Raw genomic sequence first — 17,858 nt, 5'->3', positions numbered from 1 at the left:
TCCTTGATGAACTGCCAGATGATGCGCGTCATCTCGTCGCCGTCGAGCTCGACGACGGGGTTGGCGACCTTGATCTTCGTCATTCCATGTTCTCCCTTGGGCCGCTCTTGCCGCCCCTCCTCGGATTTCGTTTAGCGCATGTCGCGCATATGTCCCTCGACGCTGCGCAGGTGCCGGCGCATCGCATCCGCCGCGGCAGCGCCGTCGCGGTTGGCGATCGCCTCGACGATGCGCTCATGTTCCGCGAAGGAATGGTGGTCCGGCGGGGGGCGGACCGGCGTGTCGCGCAACCGCCCCCAGGTGACGGCGCGGCGCACCGCATTCAATGTGTCGAGCAGGCCGAGCAGCAGCGAGTTCTGCGAGGATTCGCCGATCAGGCGATGCAGGCGGTTGTCCCACTGCTCATAGAGCCGCCAGGTCGGCGCCTGCTGCGCCTTCAGCATGCAGCTGCGCAATTCGGCGATCTGGCTCGGCGTGGCGTTGAGCGCGGCGCAGCGCGCGACCTCCGGCTCGAAGGCGATGCGCGCACCCATGACCTCCAGCGGATTGGTTCGCTGCACCATGGCATTGATGTCCGCGACGGTGTCGATCGGCCGCTCGCCGGTAAAGGTCCCCTTGCCGACATGGCGCCAAACGACGCCTTCCGCCTGCAAGGTCGCCAAGGCCTTGCGCAGCGCGCTGCGCCCGACATCCAGCGATTCCGCCAGATCGCGCTCCGGCGGCAGGCGCCCACCCTCGGCAAGTTGCGCCGTTGCAAGGAAGTCTCTGAGCCGGGAAAGCACGGTGGCATCGGTGTTTTCAAGCATGGCATTGTCCGAACCAATTCACGATTGGTTCGCTTATATTGAACATATTGGCCGCTGTCAACGCGCCGTTATTGAGGTGTTGAGCCAGAAATTTTTATAGTTTAAAATCAATATATTAAATCAATTAAGGGCTAGAAATGACCTGCCGATCCCGCATCGCAGCACGTTTAATTGGTTGACACAATGTTCGTTTAATGAAGAATTGGTTTTATATTGGGTTGGGAGAACCCGATTTTGGGAGGAAGAAAAATGAACATGTTTGCCAGACGAATGAGGGCGTCCGCGGTCGCCGCCGCACTTTGCCTTTCTGCCGCAGTGCCCGGATTGGCCTTTGCCGATCCGATGCGTGTTGCTTTCGGCGACATCGCGACGGTCGAATCCCTCCATCTGCTTGCGGCGCTGGAGCGCGCCAAGGAAAAGGGCGTCGATGTGCAGGTGACGTTCCTGAAGAGCGAAGACATCGCCGCGCAGGCCGTCGTCAGCGGCCAGGCCGATATCGGCATCGGCGGCCCCTATGCGCTGCTCCAGAAGGTGAAGGCGCCGATCCGCATCTTCCTGCAACTCTCGAAGCTCCAGTTCTACCCGGTGGTCAACACCGAGTTCTACAAGGAGTGGAAGGATCTCAACGGCCAGGAAATCGCCGTGCATTCGCGCGGTTCCGGCACCGAGGCGATCATGCAGCTGATGGCCGACAAGAACGGCATCGCCTATTCCAACATCTCCTACGTGCCGGGTGCCGAGGTGCGCACAGGCGCGCTGCTCCAGGGCAACGTCAAGGCGACGATCGTCGATTCCTCCGGCAAGCGCATCCTGGAAAAGGAAGCGCCGGGCAAGTTCGCCTTCCTGCCGCTGGGCGAAGTGGCGGCGACCGACGAGGCGCTCTTTGCCAACACCGATTATCTCTCGAAGAACACGAAGGACGTGGAAATCCTGGTCGAGGCGATCCTGACCACCTGGCGCGAGGTCGCGGCGGACCCGAAGGCGACCATCGCGCTGCGTGAAAAATACAAGCTGCTGCCCGATGCGACGCCGGAAATGGTCGCCGACATCGACCCGTACTTTGCCGAAGCCGCAGCCACCCTGCCGCTCAACGGCGGCGGCGAGGATGCCGCGAAGGACGATTTCGACTTCTACACGGTCTCCGGCGCGCTGGAAGGCAAGGCCGAGGACCTGAAGGTCGAGGACTTCTGGGACCTCACGGCACTCAATGCGGTGCTCGCCAAAATCGGAACCAAATAATGCACATGGCCGCCACACCCCACAAGGTGAGCGCGACGGGAGGGGCTGGCAGCGGCTCCTCCACCATCGTCGAAACGCTCGCCGAATTCGCCCGGCGCCGGAAGTCCTTCTGGGTCGTGCTGTCGCTCGCAATTCTCTTCACCGCCTGGGAAATCGCCGGCCGTGTCCCGATCAGTTTCGCTTTCCCGACATTTCTTGAAACCTTCGCCGCCCTGATCGAAATGGCGCTCGACGGCACGCTGCTGCCGGCCTATGCCATCACCTTCCAGCCGCTCCTCATCGGCGTCGCCGTCTCCGCGGTGCTCGGCATCGGGCTTGGCATCGCCATGGGCCTGTCCGACAAGGCGGAATGGCTGTTGGCGCCAGTCTTCATCGTGCTCCAGGCAGCACCGATGGCAGCGCTCGTGCCGCTCGTCACCTTCGTCTACGGCATCGGCCTCGTCGCCAAGACGCTCGCCGTCATCATGCTGGCGCTGCCGGTAATCGTGCTCAACTCCTACAAGGCGGTGCGCCACGTCAACCCGTCGCTCGTCGACATGTGCCGCTCGTTCCAGGGCACGCGGCTGCAGCAGATCTTCAAGATCATCATTCCGGATGCGACACCGGTGCTGTTTGCCGGCCTGCGCCTCGGCATCGCCGCGGGCTTCATCGGCGTCATGCTCGCCGAACTACTGATCACGCCTACGGGCATCGGCGACCTCATCACCTATCACCGTTCCATCGCCAATTACGCCCACATGTACGCGGCCGTCGCCTCGATCATCGCCGTCTCGACGATCACGCTTGCCGTCCTGCAATATGTCGAGGTCCGCTTCCTGCGTCCCGAAAAGAGGAGAAAGTGACATGGCCAATCCCATGCCGGCCCGCGCGGTCGAACAATCCGGAACCGCCACGTCCGACGCCATCGTCGAGGTGCGCGACATCTGCAAGCGCTACGGCGATATCGAGGCGTTGCGCGGCATCAACCTCGAATTCGAACGCGGCAAGCTGACGACGCTGCTCGGCCCCTCCGGCTGCGGCAAGACCACGCTTCTGAAGATCATCGCCGGCCTCGTGCCCGCCACCTCCGGCCAGATCCGCATCAACGGCAAGGTCGTCACCGGCCCCGGCCCCGAGCGCGCCTTCGTCTTCCAGGATTTCGCGCTGATGCCCTGGGCGACCGTGCTGCGCAATGTTAGCTTTGGCCTGGAGCTCAAGGGCGTGCCGCAGGCGGAGCGCCATCGTATCGCCAAGCACTATATCAGCGAAGTCGGCCTCTCCGGCTTCGAGGAAAAATACCCGCACGAGCTTTCGGGCGGCATGCGCCAGCGCGTCGGCATCGCGCGCGCCTTCTCGGTCAATGCCGACGTGCTGCTGCTTGACGAGCCGTTCTCCGCGGTCGACGAGCAGAACCGCCGGAAATTCCAGGAAGACCTGCTCCAGCTCGTCGAGAAGGAGCGCAAGACCTTCCTCTTCGTCACCCACTCGATCGAGGAGGCGGTCTACGTTTCCGACCGCATTGTGCTGCTCTCGCCGCGCCCCGGCCGCGTCTCCCAGATCATCGAACCCAATATCGACCGTTCCGCCGCACCGGACGTCATCCGGCGCGACAAGGGCTATCTCGATGTGGTGGAGGAGATCTGGCAGGGTCTCCGGCAATATGCGGAGTAGGGCGCCATGAAACTCTTTGGCTTCAAGGTCCCCATGATGACGTCGCTCCTGTTCTGGGCGCTCGTCTGGGAAGTCGTCGGCAGGATGGATGTGATCTTCCTGATCCCGCCGATGAGCGCGATCGTCTCGGCTGGCGTCGAGCTGGTCGCGACGAATTCCTGGCAGAACGCCTCGCTGGTAACGCTGCGGTCCTTCGTCGTCGGCATGGCGCTGGCGATCGGGGTCGGCGTGCCGCTCGGCATCGCCATGGGACGCTTCAAGATCGTCGACAACATCTTCGGCCTGTGGGTCAACATGTTCGTCAGCGCGCCGCTGTCGGCCCTCGTGCCTGTGCTGATGATCCTCTTCGGCCTGGGAGAGACAACCGTCGTCGTGACCGTCTTCCTCTTCGCCGTCTGGATCATCGTGCTTGATGCACGGGCCGGTGTCATGCAGGTGCCGCCGTCGCTGATCGAAATGGGGCGCTGCTACGGTGCTTCAAGCATCACGATCTTCTCCAAGATCATCCTGCTCTCCGCCCTGCCGGAAATCCTCGCGGGCATCCGCATCGGTCTCATCCGTGGGGTGAAGGGCGTGGTGATCGGCCAGATCCTCGTGTCGATCATCGGGTACGGCGAACTCTTCGAGCTCTATTCCCGCTCCTTCGACATGGAGCGGTTCTGGGCCCTGACAATCATCCTCTTCGCGGCAGCCATGCTGTTGTCCGCGGCCGTGGAACTCTTTGAAAAACGCATCGAATATTACGCAGGAGCGCGATAATGAACGACATGTCCTCCATCAATGCCGCTTACGTCTTCACGCCGGCAGCCGTCCCCACGCTACCTGTCGTCGACAGCCAGGCGCTCTTCCCGGTGCACCGCATCTACTGCGTCGGCCGCAACTTCGCCGACCATGCCATCGAGATGGGCCACGACCCGGACAAGGAGCCGCCGTTCTTCTTTCAGAAGAACCCTGATACGCTCGTCCTGCCCGGCACCGATTTCCCCTATCCGGCCGAGACGAAGGACGTGCACCACGAGGTCGAGCTCGTCGTGGCGCTGAAGAGCGGCGGCGACAACATCCCGCTCGATAAGGCGCTCGATTGCGTCTACGGCTATGCCGTCGGCCTCGACATGACCCGGCGCGACCTGCAAGGGGAGGCCAAGAAACTCGGCCGCCCGTGGGAGACCGGCAAGGCCTTCGAAAGCTCCGCACCCTGCGGCCCCGTCCACCCGGTCGAAAAGGTCGGCCACCCGACGGACGGCGCGATCTGGCTCAAGGTCAACGGCGAGACCCGCCAGGAAGGCGACCTCAACCAGATGATTTGGAAAGTCCCGGAAATGATCTCCTACCTCTCACGCCTCTTCACCCTGCAACCCGGCGACCTCATCTACGCAGGCACCCCCGCCGGCGTCGGCGCAATCGTTAAGGGCGACGTGATGGTCGCCCATGTGGACGGTGTCGACGAGGTCGCCTTCAAGGTTGGCTGAATACGAGGCGGCGCGCTCCGGCGCGCCGTCATTTCTCATTTGACCCGCCCACCGGCGCCATTTTGTCCTTGTTAGGGTAGGGGGAGAAGAAGACTTAGGGTGGGTGTTTCCCGAGAGCCGTACTCTATCCTTGAACCCACCCAGCGGGAAAGCCGCTTGCAAAGCGTGGTGCGCGGGCCATAGCGATCCGGCATATTACGGCGGGATGAACCTGTCCGGAACCGCCCTACGATACCGTCGACAACCCGGCGGTCATCGACCCGCTCAACTCCAAGAACGTTGTTTGGCGGAAGCGGCGCGATAACGGCCTGTTCCTCGTCGCTCAGTTCGTGACGGCGCACAACAGTCTCCTTGAATCACACACCACCGAAAATCGGCCGCGGATGGAATGGTCGCGGCAATCGCTCGGGTAAATGGCGGCCGCGTTGCGACACGTAATCTCAGGGATTTTGAGACCAAAGGACTCTGGCTCATGTCCCCGTGGATTTCTGAGGCTCTGCCGAGAGCTTCCTCCATACGCGATGGAATGGGAGGGGCTATAATTCCATGTTGGGGAACCGGTTCGTGTCGACTGAAACGACATATCGTCAGAACATGTTGGTAGAATTGTAACCCATCGACATATCCCTGCGGACAACTCCGTTGGGGGGCTTGGGAGATGGATGCTTCACCCATTCTTCAGACGAGCTTCGTAAGTTATCCGGCATGCAGCCCTTCGCTCGAGCGTTTTTTGTCTTCTTCGTCATGTCTGTACTCACCGTGCAGACTTGGTCCCGCGTTCTCGAAAAACTGCCAGGAGGGGAGGACGCACGTGGCGTGCGGGGCATAAACGCCGTTTTGGACTTCGTGCTCGTTTCATGGGCTGGGGTGGAGGCGGCTACAGGTGTCATGGCGGTCTTGACCGTGATCTTTACGGTCATGGCTTTCCTGCGCACAGACGTGGCGGCAAGAGGCGACAATACCGGAATCCGGCGTCAGCCGCCCACCCCGTCCGTTTCAAAGAGCCGGATTGCTTCTGCCGTTAGGCAAGCGCCGGCACCCGTAGTAGCGCCGACCCAACATAAGGGTGAGTCGGTGGATAGCAGATCGATTGTAAGCGAGCTAATCGCCCGCTCGGGTCGGTACGAACGCGCCGCGCAACTGCCCGCTTGGGCACTGTTGTTTCGCTCGCCCTTCGCGCCTTTTGCGGATGTAACCTCTTGGCTCGGCGGCGTGCCACATGCACCTGCCGGCTTTGAATGGCCGAACGATGTCGATGGAACTCCGCTTCATTTCCTTGCGCAAATCGATTTGGCCGCCGTGCAGCCAGAGCCGGAAAGTGGGCATAGGCCGCCCGGTCTGCCGGTGGAAGGTTCCTTGCTCGTCTTTATCGGCGAATCCTACGCGTGCCGCGTGCTCGGGGTCGAGGAAATGCTACAGGCCTTGCCGGTGCCTTTGCCGGAAGGACTGGAACCGGTTTCCAAGCATGGGTTCTTCAGCGAAGAACAATGTTTCACCTGGCGGCCGGTCGATCCTGTGGCCTATCTGAGCATGGAGGGGCGGCCTGCATTCATGCCTGAAAGGTTCGTGTTGCCGCGCGACTGGATAAAGACGTGGGCGATTGCGGTCCTGGATGCAGAGGCCGTCACGGATTGCCTAGAGTCCTCACTACGGGTCGCACAGGCATCGGAAAGGCTGCGTCAGACTTCTGCCATAGCACCGCCTCACGATATCAAGGGCGCACAGAAAAAGGCGGCCTACGAGGCCATAATACTGCGAGAAGCGCCGTTGCTTTTGAGGGCTCTGAAAGATTTCTTACGGCTGGCCCGTTCGCGGCCGAAAGAGGATGCTGTTGACGTCCTGATCCTTGACGAGATTTTTTCGCAGCGCATGGCGGTGTCCGATCAGATAACCGATACGTACGAGCCGAAGCTTCTCTTGCCAGGCAGCGCCCAAGCAGTCTGGTACAAGCTGCAAGCGGCTTATCCCGACCTGCTCAAGCAGAGCCGTTGGGACGCGCTTCCGGCCTGTTACCGTTCGTTTGCCGAAGCATTGATCACCGACTGGCGTGACCACAGGCTCTTTGGCCTGGAACCTGAATTTCCAAACAACTGGGAGGACTTTCGCGGCCATGATTGCCTGATCAGCATTGCCGCCGACGACCTTCTACACACGCAATCGGAACACGAATACGGCATGTCGGTCTGGTGCCCCCAACCGCGGATCACCAACGGCCTGTACGATCAAGGGATGTTCGTTCGACACAGCAAGGGATGATGGATCGCTTGGCATACGGTTCTGTACAAGAGCGAGTTGGAGGATTTGCCACGGGAGTTGCCGCATTGAACTCGACTGTGGTTCGCCGAGACAATGCGGGCCTTGTTGGCGCCGACTCGACGAGAGGTGGCGGCGCTACCTGAGTTCGAGGAGATAGTCCTGATAGCAGCACGGAATTTCCCGTCGAACTGCCAAACATATTTGGCAAGACGGTATTGTCCATGTGTTGCGTGTCGGCTGCCGGCGGCAGGATTGTCCAGCTCCATTCATCGTTGTGCAACATCACGCCCACCGAATTCGCGATGAAAATGGATATGGAAAAACAGGTTGCATAAGGCCAAAGCTAAAAATCCAAGACTCTCAGAAATCGCGCAGGAAACTTGGGGCTCAGGTCAGAGGGATGTTCCGCTGCGTCCGTTGGTCATGCAGCACTTTTCCGCGGTTGAAAATCGCGCCTGGATCGAGCGTGTTTTTAATGTTGTTCATCAACGTCATTTTCGCGGCGCTCGCTGTTTCCAATAGGGCTCCCACTCTTTTTACGCCAATCCCGTGTTCGGCGGAAAACGAGCCACCAAGCTGACTGAGATCTTTATAGAGGACGGTCTCTATTGCTCTTGCTTTTTCCGCCGGCACGTCGCTGCCGGCCGCGTTTAGGACGATATGGAGATTGCCGTCGGCGAGATGGCCGAACACGTAGGGATCGAGCATGGCATCCAGGTCCCGGAGGTCGGCAAGGCAGCGGTCGAGATAGGAACGCACGTTGGAAAGGGGAACGGAGACATCATAGGAAAGGGCGCCCGGATGCTTGCGATAGATGAGGTCGGTATCCTCGCGCAGCCGCCAGATATCCGCCTCCTGTGCACCCGACGACGCAATCACGGCCGAAGAATCGGGATGATCTGCGATGATGTCCTCATAGATATGTTCGAGTTCCGTCTGCAGGGCCGCATCGTCGGCGCCTTCGAGCGAGACAAGGAGGTTGACCGGATGGTCGGCCCTGTAATCCGTGGCGGACCAGCCGTGATGGCCCGATGTCATCCGAAAATAGTTATTCCAGATCGCCTCCGCTGCACGCAGATGCCCGTATCCGGCATGAAGCCCCCGGCTTACCGTCGCGAGAGCCGCATCCACCGAGGATAGGCCAAAGAGGATTGTGGCGGTGGCCGCCGGCTGGGGTTCGAGCTTGACGGCAAGGCGCGTTATGATGCCCAGCGTGCCTTCGCTTCCCACGAAAAGGTGTTTCAGGTCATAGCCGGCAGCATTCTTCACGACCCTGGTGAGGTCGGAATAGATGGAGCCATCCGCAAGCACGGCCTCCAAGCCAAGGATACGGTGTCGCATGACGCCGTAGCGAAAGGCGGAGATGCCGCCGGCATTCGTCGATGCCATGCCGCCGATGGTTGCCGAGCCGCGAGACGGCACATCGATTCCCGGTTCCAGTCGATGCTCGGCGGCGGCGATTTGCAGTGCCTGCAATGTCACCCCCGCCTCCACGACGGCAACGTGCTCGACAGGTGAAAGAGACAGGATTCGATTGAGGCGGGCGGTTGAGAGCACCAGTTCGCCAGGCCGGGACATCGCCCCGCCCACGAGCCCGGTTCGGCCGCCATGCGTGACGAGCGGGACCCGGTGGGCGAGGCAGCATTTGACGACGGCGGCAACCTCCTCCGTGCTTCCCGGAAGGACGACAATGCCTGCCCCGAGGTTTTCAGGAGCCACCCCATAGTCGATGGTGGACGTGACCTCTCCATCCTTGAGGTTGCCTTCGCCGACGATCTTGCGGATTTCGGCCTTGAATTCAGGGGGCAGGCTATGCATTCGATGTCACCTGTTGATGGGAACGGAGAACGATGCGGTTGTTGCCGCAGGTTCCGTCAGGACGCCTCTGCCGGCAGGGTGCCGTTCTTTTTCGCCGTCCAGGTGGCGAGGTAATCCATCAGCCCGGGGTTGAGGCAGTCATAAGGTTCCAGGCCGAGTTCGCGCAGGCGTGCACGCACACCGTCCATCTTCGCCGGATCGTAGCCGCTCTCGATGATGGAGGAGACAAAGGCCGCAAAGCCGGGCTTCGCCCAGCCCTGCTCCTGGAAGCGTTCCGGATGCACGAAGGACAGGCCCTTGAATGCATGATCGCGTTCGACCGGGCCGTACATGTGCACGCCGCACCCCTTGCAGGCGTGGCGCTGGATCAGCGCCGCGGGGTCTACCACGGCGAGCTTGTCGCCGTTTTCGAGCACCTCGACATTGTCCGTCGGCGCGACGGCGACGACCGAGAACACGGCGCCGTCAGGCTTCCAGCACTTCGAGCACCCGCAGGCATGATTGTGGGCGATGTCGCTCTTGATGCGGACTTTTACGGGATTGCTCGTGCAGTTGCAGACGAGCGTGCCGCCGGAAAAAGCGGCATCGGTCGCGTTGAACCCGCTGTCGATGGATGGATGTATCGCAATGTTTGGCATGGGCTTCTCCTCCTTCATGGCCGGCGCGGTATGCGCGGCCGATCACAGGCACCACCGAACGGCGGCCGGCGGCACGATGAATGGATTGCAGTGTGCAAGCGGTCTCAAACCCGCGCTCAGTATACCACAACGCTGCGGATCGACTTGCCCTCATGCATGAGGTCGAAACCCTTGTTGATGTCTTCGAGCGGCATGGTGTGGGTGATCATCGGGTCGATCTGGATCTTGCCCTCCATGTACCACTCGACGATCTTCGGCACGTCCGTGCGGCCGCGCGCGCCGCCGAAGGCGGTGCCCATCCAGTTGCGGCCGGTGACGAGCTGGAACGGACGGGTGGAGATCTCCTGGCCGGCGCCGGCAACGCCGATGATCACCGACTTGCCCCAGCCGCGATGCGAAGATTCGAGCGCCTGGCGCATCACCTTGGTGTTGCCCGTGCAGTCGAACGTGTAGTCCGCGCCGCCGATTGTGTCGCCGTTGCGCTTGGTCAGGTTGACGAGGTAGGGCACGATGTCGTCGCCGACCTCCTTCGGATTGACGAAATGCGTCATGCCGAACTTCTCGCCCCAGGCCTTGCGGTCGTTGTTGATGTCGACGCCGATGATCATGTCCGCACCGGCAAGGCGCAGGCCCTGCAGCACGTTGAGGCCGATACCGCCGAGCCCGAAGACGATCGCCGTCGACCCGACCTCTACCTTGGCGGTGTTGATGACCGCGCCGATGCCGGTCGTCACGCCGCAACCGATGTAGCAGATCTTGTCGAAGGGCGCGTCCGGGTTGACCTTGGCGAGCGCGATCTCGGGCAGCACCGTATAGTTCGCGAAGGTCGAGCAGCCCATGTAGTGGAAGATCTTGTCCTTGCCGATCGAGAAGCGCGAGGTGCCGTCGGGCATTAGGCCCTGGCCCTGGGTGGCGCGGATGGACGTGCAGAGGTTGGTCTTGCGCGACAGGCAGGAATAACATTCGCGGCATTCCGGCGTGTAGAGCGGAATGACATGGTCGCCCTTCTTGAGCGAGGTGACGCCCGGGCCGACATCGACGACGATGCCGGCACCCTCATGGCCGAGGATCGCCGGAAAGAGGCCTTCCGGGTCGGCGCCCGACAGGGTGAATTCGTCCGTGTGGCAGATGCCGGTGGCCTTGACCTCGACCAACACTTCGCCGGCCTTCGGGCCGTCGAGCTGCACGGTCATGACTTCCAGCGGTTTTCCGGCCTGAACGGCAACGGCGGCGCGTACGTCCATGGTTTTCTCTTTCTTTCGAGCGGTGCGTTTATCGCGGCAGGTAGCGCGTAAGGTGGGCTTCCAGGAGCCGGACGAGGGTGATCAGCACCAGGTTGATCAGGAGATAGAGCACGCCGGCGATGGCGAAGATTTCGAGGATCGCATAGGTCTGGCTCATCAGGCGCTTTGCGTGCCCGGTGATCTCGAGGACGGTGATCGTGGAGGCGAGGCTCGTTCCCTTGACGACGAGAACGAGCTCGTTGCCATAGGCCGGCAGTGCCTGGCGGATGGCGAGGGGAAATGCGATGCGGCGAAAGCACAGGAGCCGCGACATGCCGCAGGCTTGCGCCGCTTCGACGAGCCCTCCTGGAATGGACATGAGGCCGCCGCGCAGGATTTCCGACGTATAGGCGGCCGTGTTGAGCGCCAGCGCCATAACGGCGCAATGCGTGCCATCGCCGACGATCCACCAGAGCACCGGATTGTCGCGCACGATGGAAAGCTGGCCGAGGCCGTAATAGAAGAGGAAGAGCTGGACCAGCAGGGGCGTGCCGCGGAAGACGGTGCTGTAGCCCTTGGCGAAGCTGCTCAGCGCCGCATGTTTCGACAGGCGCATGACGGCGAGGGCGAGCCCCAGGTTGAAGCCGATGGCGACGGAGGTGAGCGTCAGGACGGCGGTCAGCCACAGCCCCTTGGCGAGGGTGGGAACGGCGAGGTGGATGAGGTCGAAATTCATGGCCTATTTCCTCGTGCGAGGGCGCAGAAGGCGCTCGATCCAGTCGAAACCGCCCTGGCTCACCAGCGTGATCGAGAGATAAACGACGGCGGCGATGAAGTAGAAGATGAAGGGGTGGCGGGTCGAACCGGCGCCAACGAAGGCGGCGCGCATCAGTTCCTGCAGGCCGACGACGGAGACGAGGGCCGTGTCCTTGATCGTCGTCTGCCAGACATTGTTCATGCCGGGCACGGCGATGCGCAGCATCTGCGGTGCGATGATGCGGCGGAAAATGCGGGTTGCCGGAATGCCGAGCGCCCGTGCCGCCTCGATATGGCCGGTGGGAATGGCCGCAAGAGCACCGCGGACCACCTCGGTCGAATAGGCTCCGGAAATCGCCGCGATCGCGACGGTGGCGATGACGAAGGCATAACCGTTTCCGGCGAGCCCCTCATAGCCGAATGCCGCCGCAACCCGTGCCGCGAATTCCACGGAGGAGAAGAAGAGAAGATAGATGATCAGCAGCTCCGGCACCCCGCGCACGATCGATGTGTAGAAATCCACCGCCAGCGTCAGCGGGAAAAGCCTGGCCCATTTGATGAGGCCTCCGGCAACACCGATGACGATGCCGAAGGCCATGCTGGCGACCCCAAGGGCAATGGTGACTGCCGCCCCGCGCAGGATTGCGGCGATCCAGCCGCCCTCCCATACCTGCCATAATCCAAGTTCCATCGAACCCGCCCAAACCTGTCTGTTGTGCTGTGGGATGCGGCGCTCCCGCGGAGAAAGCTTTTCCGCGGGAGCGCCGTGTCGGCTTTACTGGCAGGGACGGGAGATATCCGTCTTGAACCAGGTCTCGCTCGCTTTGCCGATCGATCCGTCGGCGACCAGTTCGCAGAGCGCCTTGTCGATACGGGCCTTCAGCTCGGTATTCTCTTGCGAAATACCCACGCCGATGCCTTCGCCGAGCGACGGATCGAAGGTGCTCTGCACCTTGACGTCGACGAACTGGAAGTCCTTGCCGTCGGGGCGGGCAAGGAAGTCCTGAAGGGCGGATGCATCGGCGAAGGCGGCCTCGACGCGACCGCTGGCAAGGTCGATCTGCATCTGGTCGAGCGTGTCATAGGTCTTCAGCACGGCGGTAGCCGCGCGTTTTTCCATGAAATGCGCATGGGTCGTTCCGGCCTGGACGCCGACCGTGCGGCCGTCGAGCGATTTCAGAAGGGTCTCGATGTCCTTGATGCCGGCAAGGTCGGAATCCTTCTTCACCACGAACATGTTGGCGAGTTCCGCATAGCCGATCGAGAAGTTGATCTGCTTCTTGCGCTCCGCGGTGATCGACATGCCGGAAATGATGATGTCGAACCGCTTGGCTTTCAGCGCCGGAATGAGGCCGTCGAAGGCCTGCACGACGAAGTGGCACTTCATCTCCAGCTTGGTGCAAAGCAGGTTCCCGACATCCGCATCGAAACCGGTAACGTTCCCGACGGAATCGGCCATGCTCCACGGTGGATATTCGCCCTCCGTTCCAATCGACAATTCACCCTCGGCGGCCTGTGCCGCGGTGATGCCGGCGGCGAAGACTGCGGCGAGCAACAGACTTTTCAGCTTCATGTTTTGGTTCCCCATGTTGAGCGTTCTTGTTGGTTCCCGTCCGGAGACATTCCCGAGCGGGCATGTCTGGCGGGATGTCAGAGCGTACGGGCCAGGAACTGGCGCATGCGTTCGGAGCGGGGGTTGGTGAAGACCTCCGCGGGGGCACCCTCTTCCTCCACCTTTCCCTGGTGGAGGAAGAGGATCTTGTGCGAGACCTCGCGCGCGAACTGCATTTCGTGCGTCACGAGGATCATCGTGTTTCCTTCTTCGGCGAGCTGTCGGATCACGCGCAGGACCTCGCCGACCAGCTCCGGATCGAGCGCTGATGTCGGCTCGTCCAGCAGGATGAGCTTCGGGCGCATGGCGAGCGTGCGGGCGATTGCGGCGCGCTGTTGCTGGCCACCCGATAGCTGGCCGGGATACTGGGCGTGTTTTTCGGAGAGGCCGACTTTCTTCAGGAGGGCGTGGGCGTGGTCGATCGCCGCCTTCTTGTCCTCCTTCAGCACATGCAGCGGCGCCTCGATGATGTTTTCGAGAACCGTCATGTGCGGCCAGAGGTTGAAGTTCTGAAACACCATGCCGACGCGAGAGCGGATGCGCTCGACCTGCCGCATGTCGGCCGGCGCGGCGCTGCCGTCCGATGCCTTCTTCATGCGGATTTCTTCGCCGTCGATGATGATGCGCCCGTCGTTTGGCTGTTCGAGCAGGTTGATGCAGCGCAGGAACGTGCTCTTTCCCGAGCCCGAAGAGCCGATCATGGACACGACTTCGCCCGGCTGCGCGGAGACGTTGACGCCGTTGAGCACCGGCAGCAGGCCGAAGCGCTTGTGGATGTCATGCACCTCAATCGCGGGTTTCTCGCCATGCCTTGGACTGCCGCCATCCGGATGGGCGAGCACGGTCACGGCCGCGGCCGCGGGGATCGGCTTTTCCACCCCCATGCCGCCGACCGCTTTCAGATCGGCAAAGGCGCGATCGAAGTGGCGCAGGGAGGTCGATAGACAGGTGCGCTGCCAATCCGCATCCTCCGGGATGAATGCGGCGCGCAGGGCCTGCTTGATCCGGCCTCCGAGCGCGCTGTCGATCTTGCCGAACAGGTGGAGCCAGTTGTCCGCCTGGACCGCATCCGACACGGCGGCGCCATCGAGGGTTCCGCATTCCACTACCAGCGGCAGGACACGCGCCTTCGGCAGCGCGTTTCGCACCGCGGCCGAGACATAGCCGGTCGCAGTTGCCGCGATGCCGGTGTCCGTCTTCGCATTCTCTCCTGTGACGACGACCGAGAGGGCCGGCCCGAAGACGCGCCGGCCCCAATCCAGACCGGCGTGCTCGCTTTCGGCGACGGAGAGGAGCGCGGGATAACCGTAGGGTCCGGCACCGGTATGCAGGTCGAAGACGACGACCTCCACTGCGTCCTGCGCGAATGTCGACAGGATGTCGAAGAGTGTACGGTTCGACCAGACGGGGCCGTCGCCGCCATAGAACAGGCCGTACGGAAAATCGTACTGTCCGGCCTCCACGATCGGGGCGATGCCGTCATAGCCGCCGAGCCGCTCCTTGGCTGCTTCATAAGCCTCGGTGGCCGCATCGCGCTCCGGGCCTTCCCACGCGCGACAGACCAGCGTGCCGTGCAGATCGGCATAACGGTCGTTCTTCGGGGGCGCCTTCTGCCAGTCGATGAAGTTGCGGTTGAGATCGACATTGTCTTCGTTCACGCGGCGCGTCCAGGCCGTACCCCAGGGATTGATGAGGTGGATCGCCAGCACGGCGGTATCGTCCGGAAGCTGCCAAGGGGAATTCTGCGAAAGCCAGGCGGTCTGGCAGGCCGAGCCGAAGGGACCTTCGACGCCATGTGTGCCGGAAATCAGCACCATGAGCTTGCTCGCATCGTTGCGGCCGAGATAGGCGACGTCGGTGGCCAGCCGCTCGCCGTTCGGTCCGTGCAGGGGGTGCAGGTATTCGACCAGGCTGGCCCCGGCGGTGCGCGCGGCGGCAAGAAACCGGGCGCGCAGTGCGGAAAAGTCACCGGCGAAAAGGCCGGATGGCGTTGAAGGGGACATGCGAAAGGGCTCCCGGTTTGCTTCGTACAGGCGTGCGTTTGCACTCATTGTTCGTTCCCTTGGGTCGTGGCCCGACCCCTTGTTCTGCATTGGCTTGTGTGACGCCCAAGGCGTCGTCACCCGCTGGCAAGAGCGCGCAACGCGTCGAGGAAGCGGTCGTTTTCCGAAGGGGTGCCGATCGTCATGCGGATGAAGGTCTCGTAGCCTTCCTCCTTCCACGGCTTGACGATGATCCCCTTCGACAGGAAGTGATCCAGCGCCGCCCGGCTGTCCCAGCCGACATCGATGAACAGGAAGTTCGTCTGCGACCGGGCGGCCGCCAGTCCCATTGCGGCAACGGCGTCGGCCACCCGTGCCCGCTCGCTTTTCAAGGCTGCAACGGAAGAACGCATCCAGGCCTCGTCCTCCAGCGCGGCGACGGCGGCGACCTGGGCGGCGGCATTGACGTTGAAGGGGGTCTTGGCCGCCGTCACGACGCGCGCCAGCCGCACATCCGACATCACGGCGTAGCCGACACGCAGGCCGGCAAGACCATAGGCCTTGGAAAAGGTGCGCAGCACCACCCAGGACAGGTCTGTTGCGGAGAGTGCGGCAAGCCCGTCGGGCATGTCTTCATCGGTAAACTCGAAATAGGCCTCGTCCAGCACGAGAAGCGTCTCGGGCGCGACCGCCGCGAGAACACGGTCGAGGCTTTCGCGGTCGAGCGCCGGGCCGACGGGATTGGACGGTGAGGAGAGGAAGAAAATCGCCGGCGCCCGTGCCAGCATGGCGACGATTGCCGGCACGTCGAATTCGAGGTCCGCCCGCATGGCGACCTTCTCGACCCTGGCACCATTGGCGAGCGCTTCGATCTCGTGCAGTCCGAAGCCGGGACAGACCGTTGCCGCGAGGGCGCCGGGGCTGAGCACGGCACGGCACACCGCGGCGATCATCTCCTCCGAGCCGTTGCCGGCCACGATGCGCTCCGTGGGGACGCCGAGCTTGTTGCTGAGTGCGGCGCGCAGCGCCGTGCAGGCGGGGTCGCAATAGCGCGAGGGGTTGAGGCCGGCGAGTGCTGCGGCGACACGCGGTGAGCATCCATCCGGGTTTTCGTTGCTGGCAAGGCCCGCAATGTCCTGCCGGCCGCTGTGCTTTCGCGCGGCGGCGATGTTCATGCCCGCATTGTAAGGCGGTAGGGCCGCGACATGTGGATTGAGCGGGATTTCGGTCTGAAGCAGTTTCGTCACGGATCCTCCTTTGGGATCGGGTATCCCGGTTCAGGCCGCAGCCTCTTGTTTCGAGCTGTCAGAGATCGAGCACGATCGATGATTTCGGCCTGGTGCAACACAGCAGCACGCGGTCATGCGGTAGTGCATCGAGAGGCTCCTCGAAGTAGTCGACCTCGCCCGAGACGAGCCTCTGTTCGCATGTTCCGCAGACCCCCGCACGGCAGGAGAATTCCGGCTCGATGCCCTGCGCCTCTAGAAAGGCCAGGATGGATTCGCTCGTACCGTTCCAGACGAGGTCCCGCCCCGATTTCCGCAGAACGATGCGATGGCCGTCTGTCTCTGTGGCTGGCTCGACGGCACTTGGCACGGGGGACGGGGCGACGGTCTGCCCGGTCTCCGTCAACAGGCTTGCCGGCCCGAAAAACTCGTAGGCGATGCGGTCCTTGCGCACCCCGAGGCCGGTGAGGATGCCGTAGAGGGCCTGCATGAAGGGCGGCGGGCCGCACATGTAGATGTCATAGTCGTCAAGCGGCAGGAGACGCTGGAGCGTGGCACGCGTCAGGAAGCCCGCCGAGTGGCATCGGGCCGTATCGAGATCATCCCTGTCCGCGAAACGGTAGCAGAAGTGCACGGCAATACCGGGTCGCAGGGCGGCGACATACTCGACCTCCTCCCGCAACGCATGGACGGCCGCGCTGTCGCAGGCATGGATGAACCAGACGGGACGGTCGCCTTCCCGTGCCAGCACGTCCAGCATCGAAACCGTCGGCGTCAGCCCGACGCCGCCGGAAAGAAGCACGACGGGCCTCGAACTCGCGGCGTCGAGCTTGAAGGCGCCGCGCGGCGGGTCGATCTCGACGACGGCACCGGGCTCGATCTCGTCATGGAGCCAACAGGAACTCAGGCCCGGCGGCACGTCCTCGGACGGCGCGGCTTCACGTTTGACGGTGATCCGGTATGTGCCCTCCTCGCGCGGCGACGAGGAGACCGTGTAGTTGCGCAGGACATGGCCACCCTTGCGGTCCGGGACGCGCATGGTGAGGAACTGTCCTGCCTCGAACGGCCGCCAATGCTGCCGTTCGAGCGGCGCCAGGCGGAAGGATGTGATGGTGGCGCTTTCGCGCACCTTCGAGATGATTTCGAAAGGGCGGAAGCGCGAGGCCGCGGCATTCAGCATCCG

The 17,858-nt window shown here is 62.6% G+C and carries 17 protein-coding genes and 1 pseudogene; 7 read left to right on the top strand and 11 right to left on the bottom strand.

Features of this window, described 5'->3' with window-relative positions; all coding sequences use genetic code 11:
* Positions 1-131 precede the first annotated feature (131 nt).
* Positions 132-806, bottom strand: coding sequence for a FadR/GntR family transcriptional regulator (locus tag AC1RWL_RS09730; protein ID WP_256116715.1), 675 nt, complete (start codon positions 804-806; stop codon positions 132-134).
* Between the two features lie 249 nt (positions 807-1,055).
* On the opposite strand from AC1RWL_RS09730, the gene AC1RWL_RS09725 reads away from it, so the two are divergent.
* From AC1RWL_RS09725 to AC1RWL_RS09705, 5 genes are read left to right on the top strand one after another with little or no spacing between them, the layout of a single operon-like run.
* Complete coding sequence (locus tag AC1RWL_RS09725) at positions 1,056-2,045, top strand: ABC transporter substrate-binding protein (protein WP_493094460.1); 990 nt, start codon at positions 1,056-1,058, stop codon at positions 2,043-2,045.
* Positions 2,045-2,887 carry an ABC transporter permease gene (locus AC1RWL_RS09720; protein ID WP_435265537.1) on the top strand — a complete coding sequence of 281 codons (843 nt, stop codon included), beginning with the start codon at positions 2,045-2,047 and terminating at the stop codon, positions 2,885-2,887. The genes AC1RWL_RS09725 and AC1RWL_RS09720 overlap by 1 nt, the downstream gene beginning before the upstream one ends.
* Position 2,888: 1 nt before the next feature.
* A complete protein-coding gene (locus AC1RWL_RS09715; RefSeq protein WP_493094459.1) occupies positions 2,889-3,695 on the top strand; it encodes an ABC transporter ATP-binding protein in 807 nt (268 codons plus the stop codon).
* Between the two features lie 6 nt (positions 3,696-3,701).
* Positions 3,702-4,454, top strand: a complete 753-nt coding sequence (locus AC1RWL_RS09710) for an ABC transporter permease (protein ID WP_439630180.1) — start codon at positions 3,702-3,704, stop codon at positions 4,452-4,454.
* The gene (locus tag AC1RWL_RS09705; RefSeq protein ID WP_493094458.1) at positions 4,454-5,164 is read left to right on the top strand and encodes a fumarylacetoacetate hydrolase family protein; all 711 of its coding nucleotides are present in this window, start codon (positions 4,454-4,456) and stop codon (positions 5,162-5,164) included. The genes AC1RWL_RS09710 and AC1RWL_RS09705 overlap by 1 nt, the downstream gene beginning before the upstream one ends.
* Before the next feature lie 71 nt (positions 5,165-5,235).
* On the opposite strand, the gene AC1RWL_RS09700 is transcribed toward AC1RWL_RS09705, so the two are convergent.
* On the bottom strand, positions 5,236-5,505 hold the full coding sequence (locus tag AC1RWL_RS09700) for a transposase (RefSeq protein ID WP_493094457.1): 270 nt from the start codon (positions 5,503-5,505) through the stop codon (positions 5,236-5,238).
* Positions 5,506-5,537: 32 nt separating this feature from the next.
* Here AC1RWL_RS09700 and AC1RWL_RS09695 point away from each other — a divergent pair.
* A pseudogene (locus AC1RWL_RS09695) lies at positions 5,538-5,648 on the top strand (type II toxin-antitoxin system VapC family toxin); the annotation flags it as partial.
* 221 nt (positions 5,649-5,869) lie between these two features.
* On the top strand, positions 5,870-7,420 hold the full coding sequence (locus AC1RWL_RS09690; protein WP_493094456.1) for a DUF1963 domain-containing protein: 1,551 nt from the start codon (positions 5,870-5,872) through the stop codon (positions 7,418-7,420).
* 387 nt (positions 7,421-7,807) lie between these two features.
* On the opposite strand, the gene AC1RWL_RS09685 is transcribed toward AC1RWL_RS09690, so the two are convergent.
* The 9 genes from AC1RWL_RS09685 to AC1RWL_RS09645 form a co-directional block, all read right to left on the bottom strand.
* On the bottom strand, positions 7,808-9,238 hold the full coding sequence (locus tag AC1RWL_RS09685) for an FAD-binding oxidoreductase (RefSeq protein ID WP_493094455.1): 1,431 nt from the start codon (positions 9,236-9,238) through the stop codon (positions 7,808-7,810).
* Positions 9,239-9,294: 56 nt separating this feature from the next.
* Positions 9,295-9,876 (bottom strand): S-(hydroxymethyl)glutathione synthase, encoded by a 582-nt coding sequence (gene gfa, locus AC1RWL_RS09680; RefSeq protein WP_493094454.1) that lies wholly within the window; start codon positions 9,874-9,876, stop codon positions 9,295-9,297.
* A 116-nt stretch (positions 9,877-9,992) separates the two neighbouring features.
* Positions 9,993-11,120, bottom strand: a complete 1,128-nt coding sequence (locus AC1RWL_RS09675) for an S-(hydroxymethyl)glutathione dehydrogenase/class III alcohol dehydrogenase (RefSeq protein WP_439616839.1) — start codon at positions 11,118-11,120, stop codon at positions 9,993-9,995.
* A 28-nt stretch (positions 11,121-11,148) separates the two neighbouring features.
* On the bottom strand, positions 11,149-11,835 hold the full coding sequence (locus AC1RWL_RS09670; protein WP_493094453.1) for an ABC transporter permease: 687 nt from the start codon (positions 11,833-11,835) through the stop codon (positions 11,149-11,151).
* 3 nt (positions 11,836-11,838) lie between these two features.
* On the bottom strand, positions 11,839-12,546 hold the full coding sequence (locus AC1RWL_RS09665) for an ABC transporter permease (protein WP_493094452.1): 708 nt from the start codon (positions 12,544-12,546) through the stop codon (positions 11,839-11,841).
* A gap of 84 nt (positions 12,547-12,630) precedes the next feature.
* A complete protein-coding gene (locus AC1RWL_RS09660; protein ID WP_493094451.1) occupies positions 12,631-13,428 on the bottom strand; it encodes a transporter substrate-binding domain-containing protein in 798 nt (265 codons plus the stop codon).
* A gap of 77 nt (positions 13,429-13,505) precedes the next feature.
* A complete protein-coding gene (locus AC1RWL_RS09655) occupies positions 13,506-15,470 on the bottom strand; it encodes a DUF2817 domain-containing protein (RefSeq protein WP_493094450.1) in 1,965 nt (654 codons plus the stop codon).
* Between the two features lie 116 nt (positions 15,471-15,586).
* The gene (gene hisC / locus AC1RWL_RS09650; protein WP_493094449.1) at positions 15,587-16,696 is read right to left on the bottom strand and encodes a histidinol-phosphate transaminase; all 1,110 of its coding nucleotides are present in this window, start codon (positions 16,694-16,696) and stop codon (positions 15,587-15,589) included.
* Positions 16,697-16,754: 58 nt separating this feature from the next.
* On the bottom strand, positions 16,755-17,855 hold the full coding sequence (locus AC1RWL_RS09645; protein ID WP_493094448.1) for a 2Fe-2S iron-sulfur cluster-binding protein: 1,101 nt from the start codon (positions 17,853-17,855) through the stop codon (positions 16,755-16,757).
* Positions 17,856-17,858: the final 3 nt, after the last annotated feature.

Source organism: Shinella sp. GW821-FHT10F02 (assembly GCF_058809275.1).
The sequence above is the reverse complement of the archived record's forward strand: the minus strand, read 5'-3'. Positions and strand labels throughout refer to the sequence as shown.

Bases quoted from the DNA above. Each gene is read 5' to 3' on its own strand.
- AC1RWL_RS09730 (WP_256116715.1), bottom strand. From the start codon at position 806: ATGCTTGAAAACACCGATGCCACCGTGCTTTCCCGGCTCAGAGACTTC.
- AC1RWL_RS09725 (WP_493094460.1), top strand. From the start codon at position 1,056: ATGAACATGTTTGCCAGACGAATGAGGGCGTCCGCGGTCGCCGCCGCA.
- AC1RWL_RS09720 (WP_435265537.1), top strand. From the start codon at position 2,045: ATGCACATGGCCGCCACACCCCACAAGGTGAGCGCGACGGGAGGGGCT.
- AC1RWL_RS09715 (WP_493094459.1), top strand. From the start codon at position 2,889: ATGGCCAATCCCATGCCGGCCCGCGCGGTCGAACAATCCGGAACCGCC.
- AC1RWL_RS09710 (WP_439630180.1), top strand. From the start codon at position 3,702: ATGAAACTCTTTGGCTTCAAGGTCCCCATGATGACGTCGCTCCTGTTC.
- AC1RWL_RS09705 (WP_493094458.1), top strand. From the start codon at position 4,454: ATGAACGACATGTCCTCCATCAATGCCGCTTACGTCTTCACGCCGGCA.
- AC1RWL_RS09690 (WP_493094456.1), top strand. From the start codon at position 5,870: ATGCAGCCCTTCGCTCGAGCGTTTTTTGTCTTCTTCGTCATGTCTGTA.
- AC1RWL_RS09685 (WP_493094455.1), bottom strand. From the start codon at position 9,238: ATGCATAGCCTGCCCCCTGAATTCAAGGCCGAAATCCGCAAGATCGTC.
- gfa (WP_493094454.1), bottom strand. From the start codon at position 9,876: ATGCCAAACATTGCGATACATCCATCCATCGACAGCGGGTTCAACGCG.
- AC1RWL_RS09675 (WP_439616839.1), bottom strand. From the start codon at position 11,120: ATGGACGTACGCGCCGCCGTTGCCGTTCAGGCCGGAAAACCGCTGGAA.
- AC1RWL_RS09670 (WP_493094453.1), bottom strand. From the start codon at position 11,835: ATGAATTTCGACCTCATCCACCTCGCCGTTCCCACCCTCGCCAAGGGG.
- AC1RWL_RS09665 (WP_493094452.1), bottom strand. From the start codon at position 12,546: ATGGAACTTGGATTATGGCAGGTATGGGAGGGCGGCTGGATCGCCGCA.
- AC1RWL_RS09660 (WP_493094451.1), bottom strand. From the start codon at position 13,428: ATGAAGCTGAAAAGTCTGTTGCTCGCCGCAGTCTTCGCCGCCGGCATC.
- AC1RWL_RS09655 (WP_493094450.1), bottom strand. From the start codon at position 15,470: ATGTCCCCTTCAACGCCATCCGGCCTTTTCGCCGGTGACTTTTCCGCA.
- AC1RWL_RS09645 (WP_493094448.1), bottom strand. From the start codon at position 17,855: ATGCTGAATGCCGCGGCCTCGCGCTTCCGCCCTTTCGAAATCATCTCG.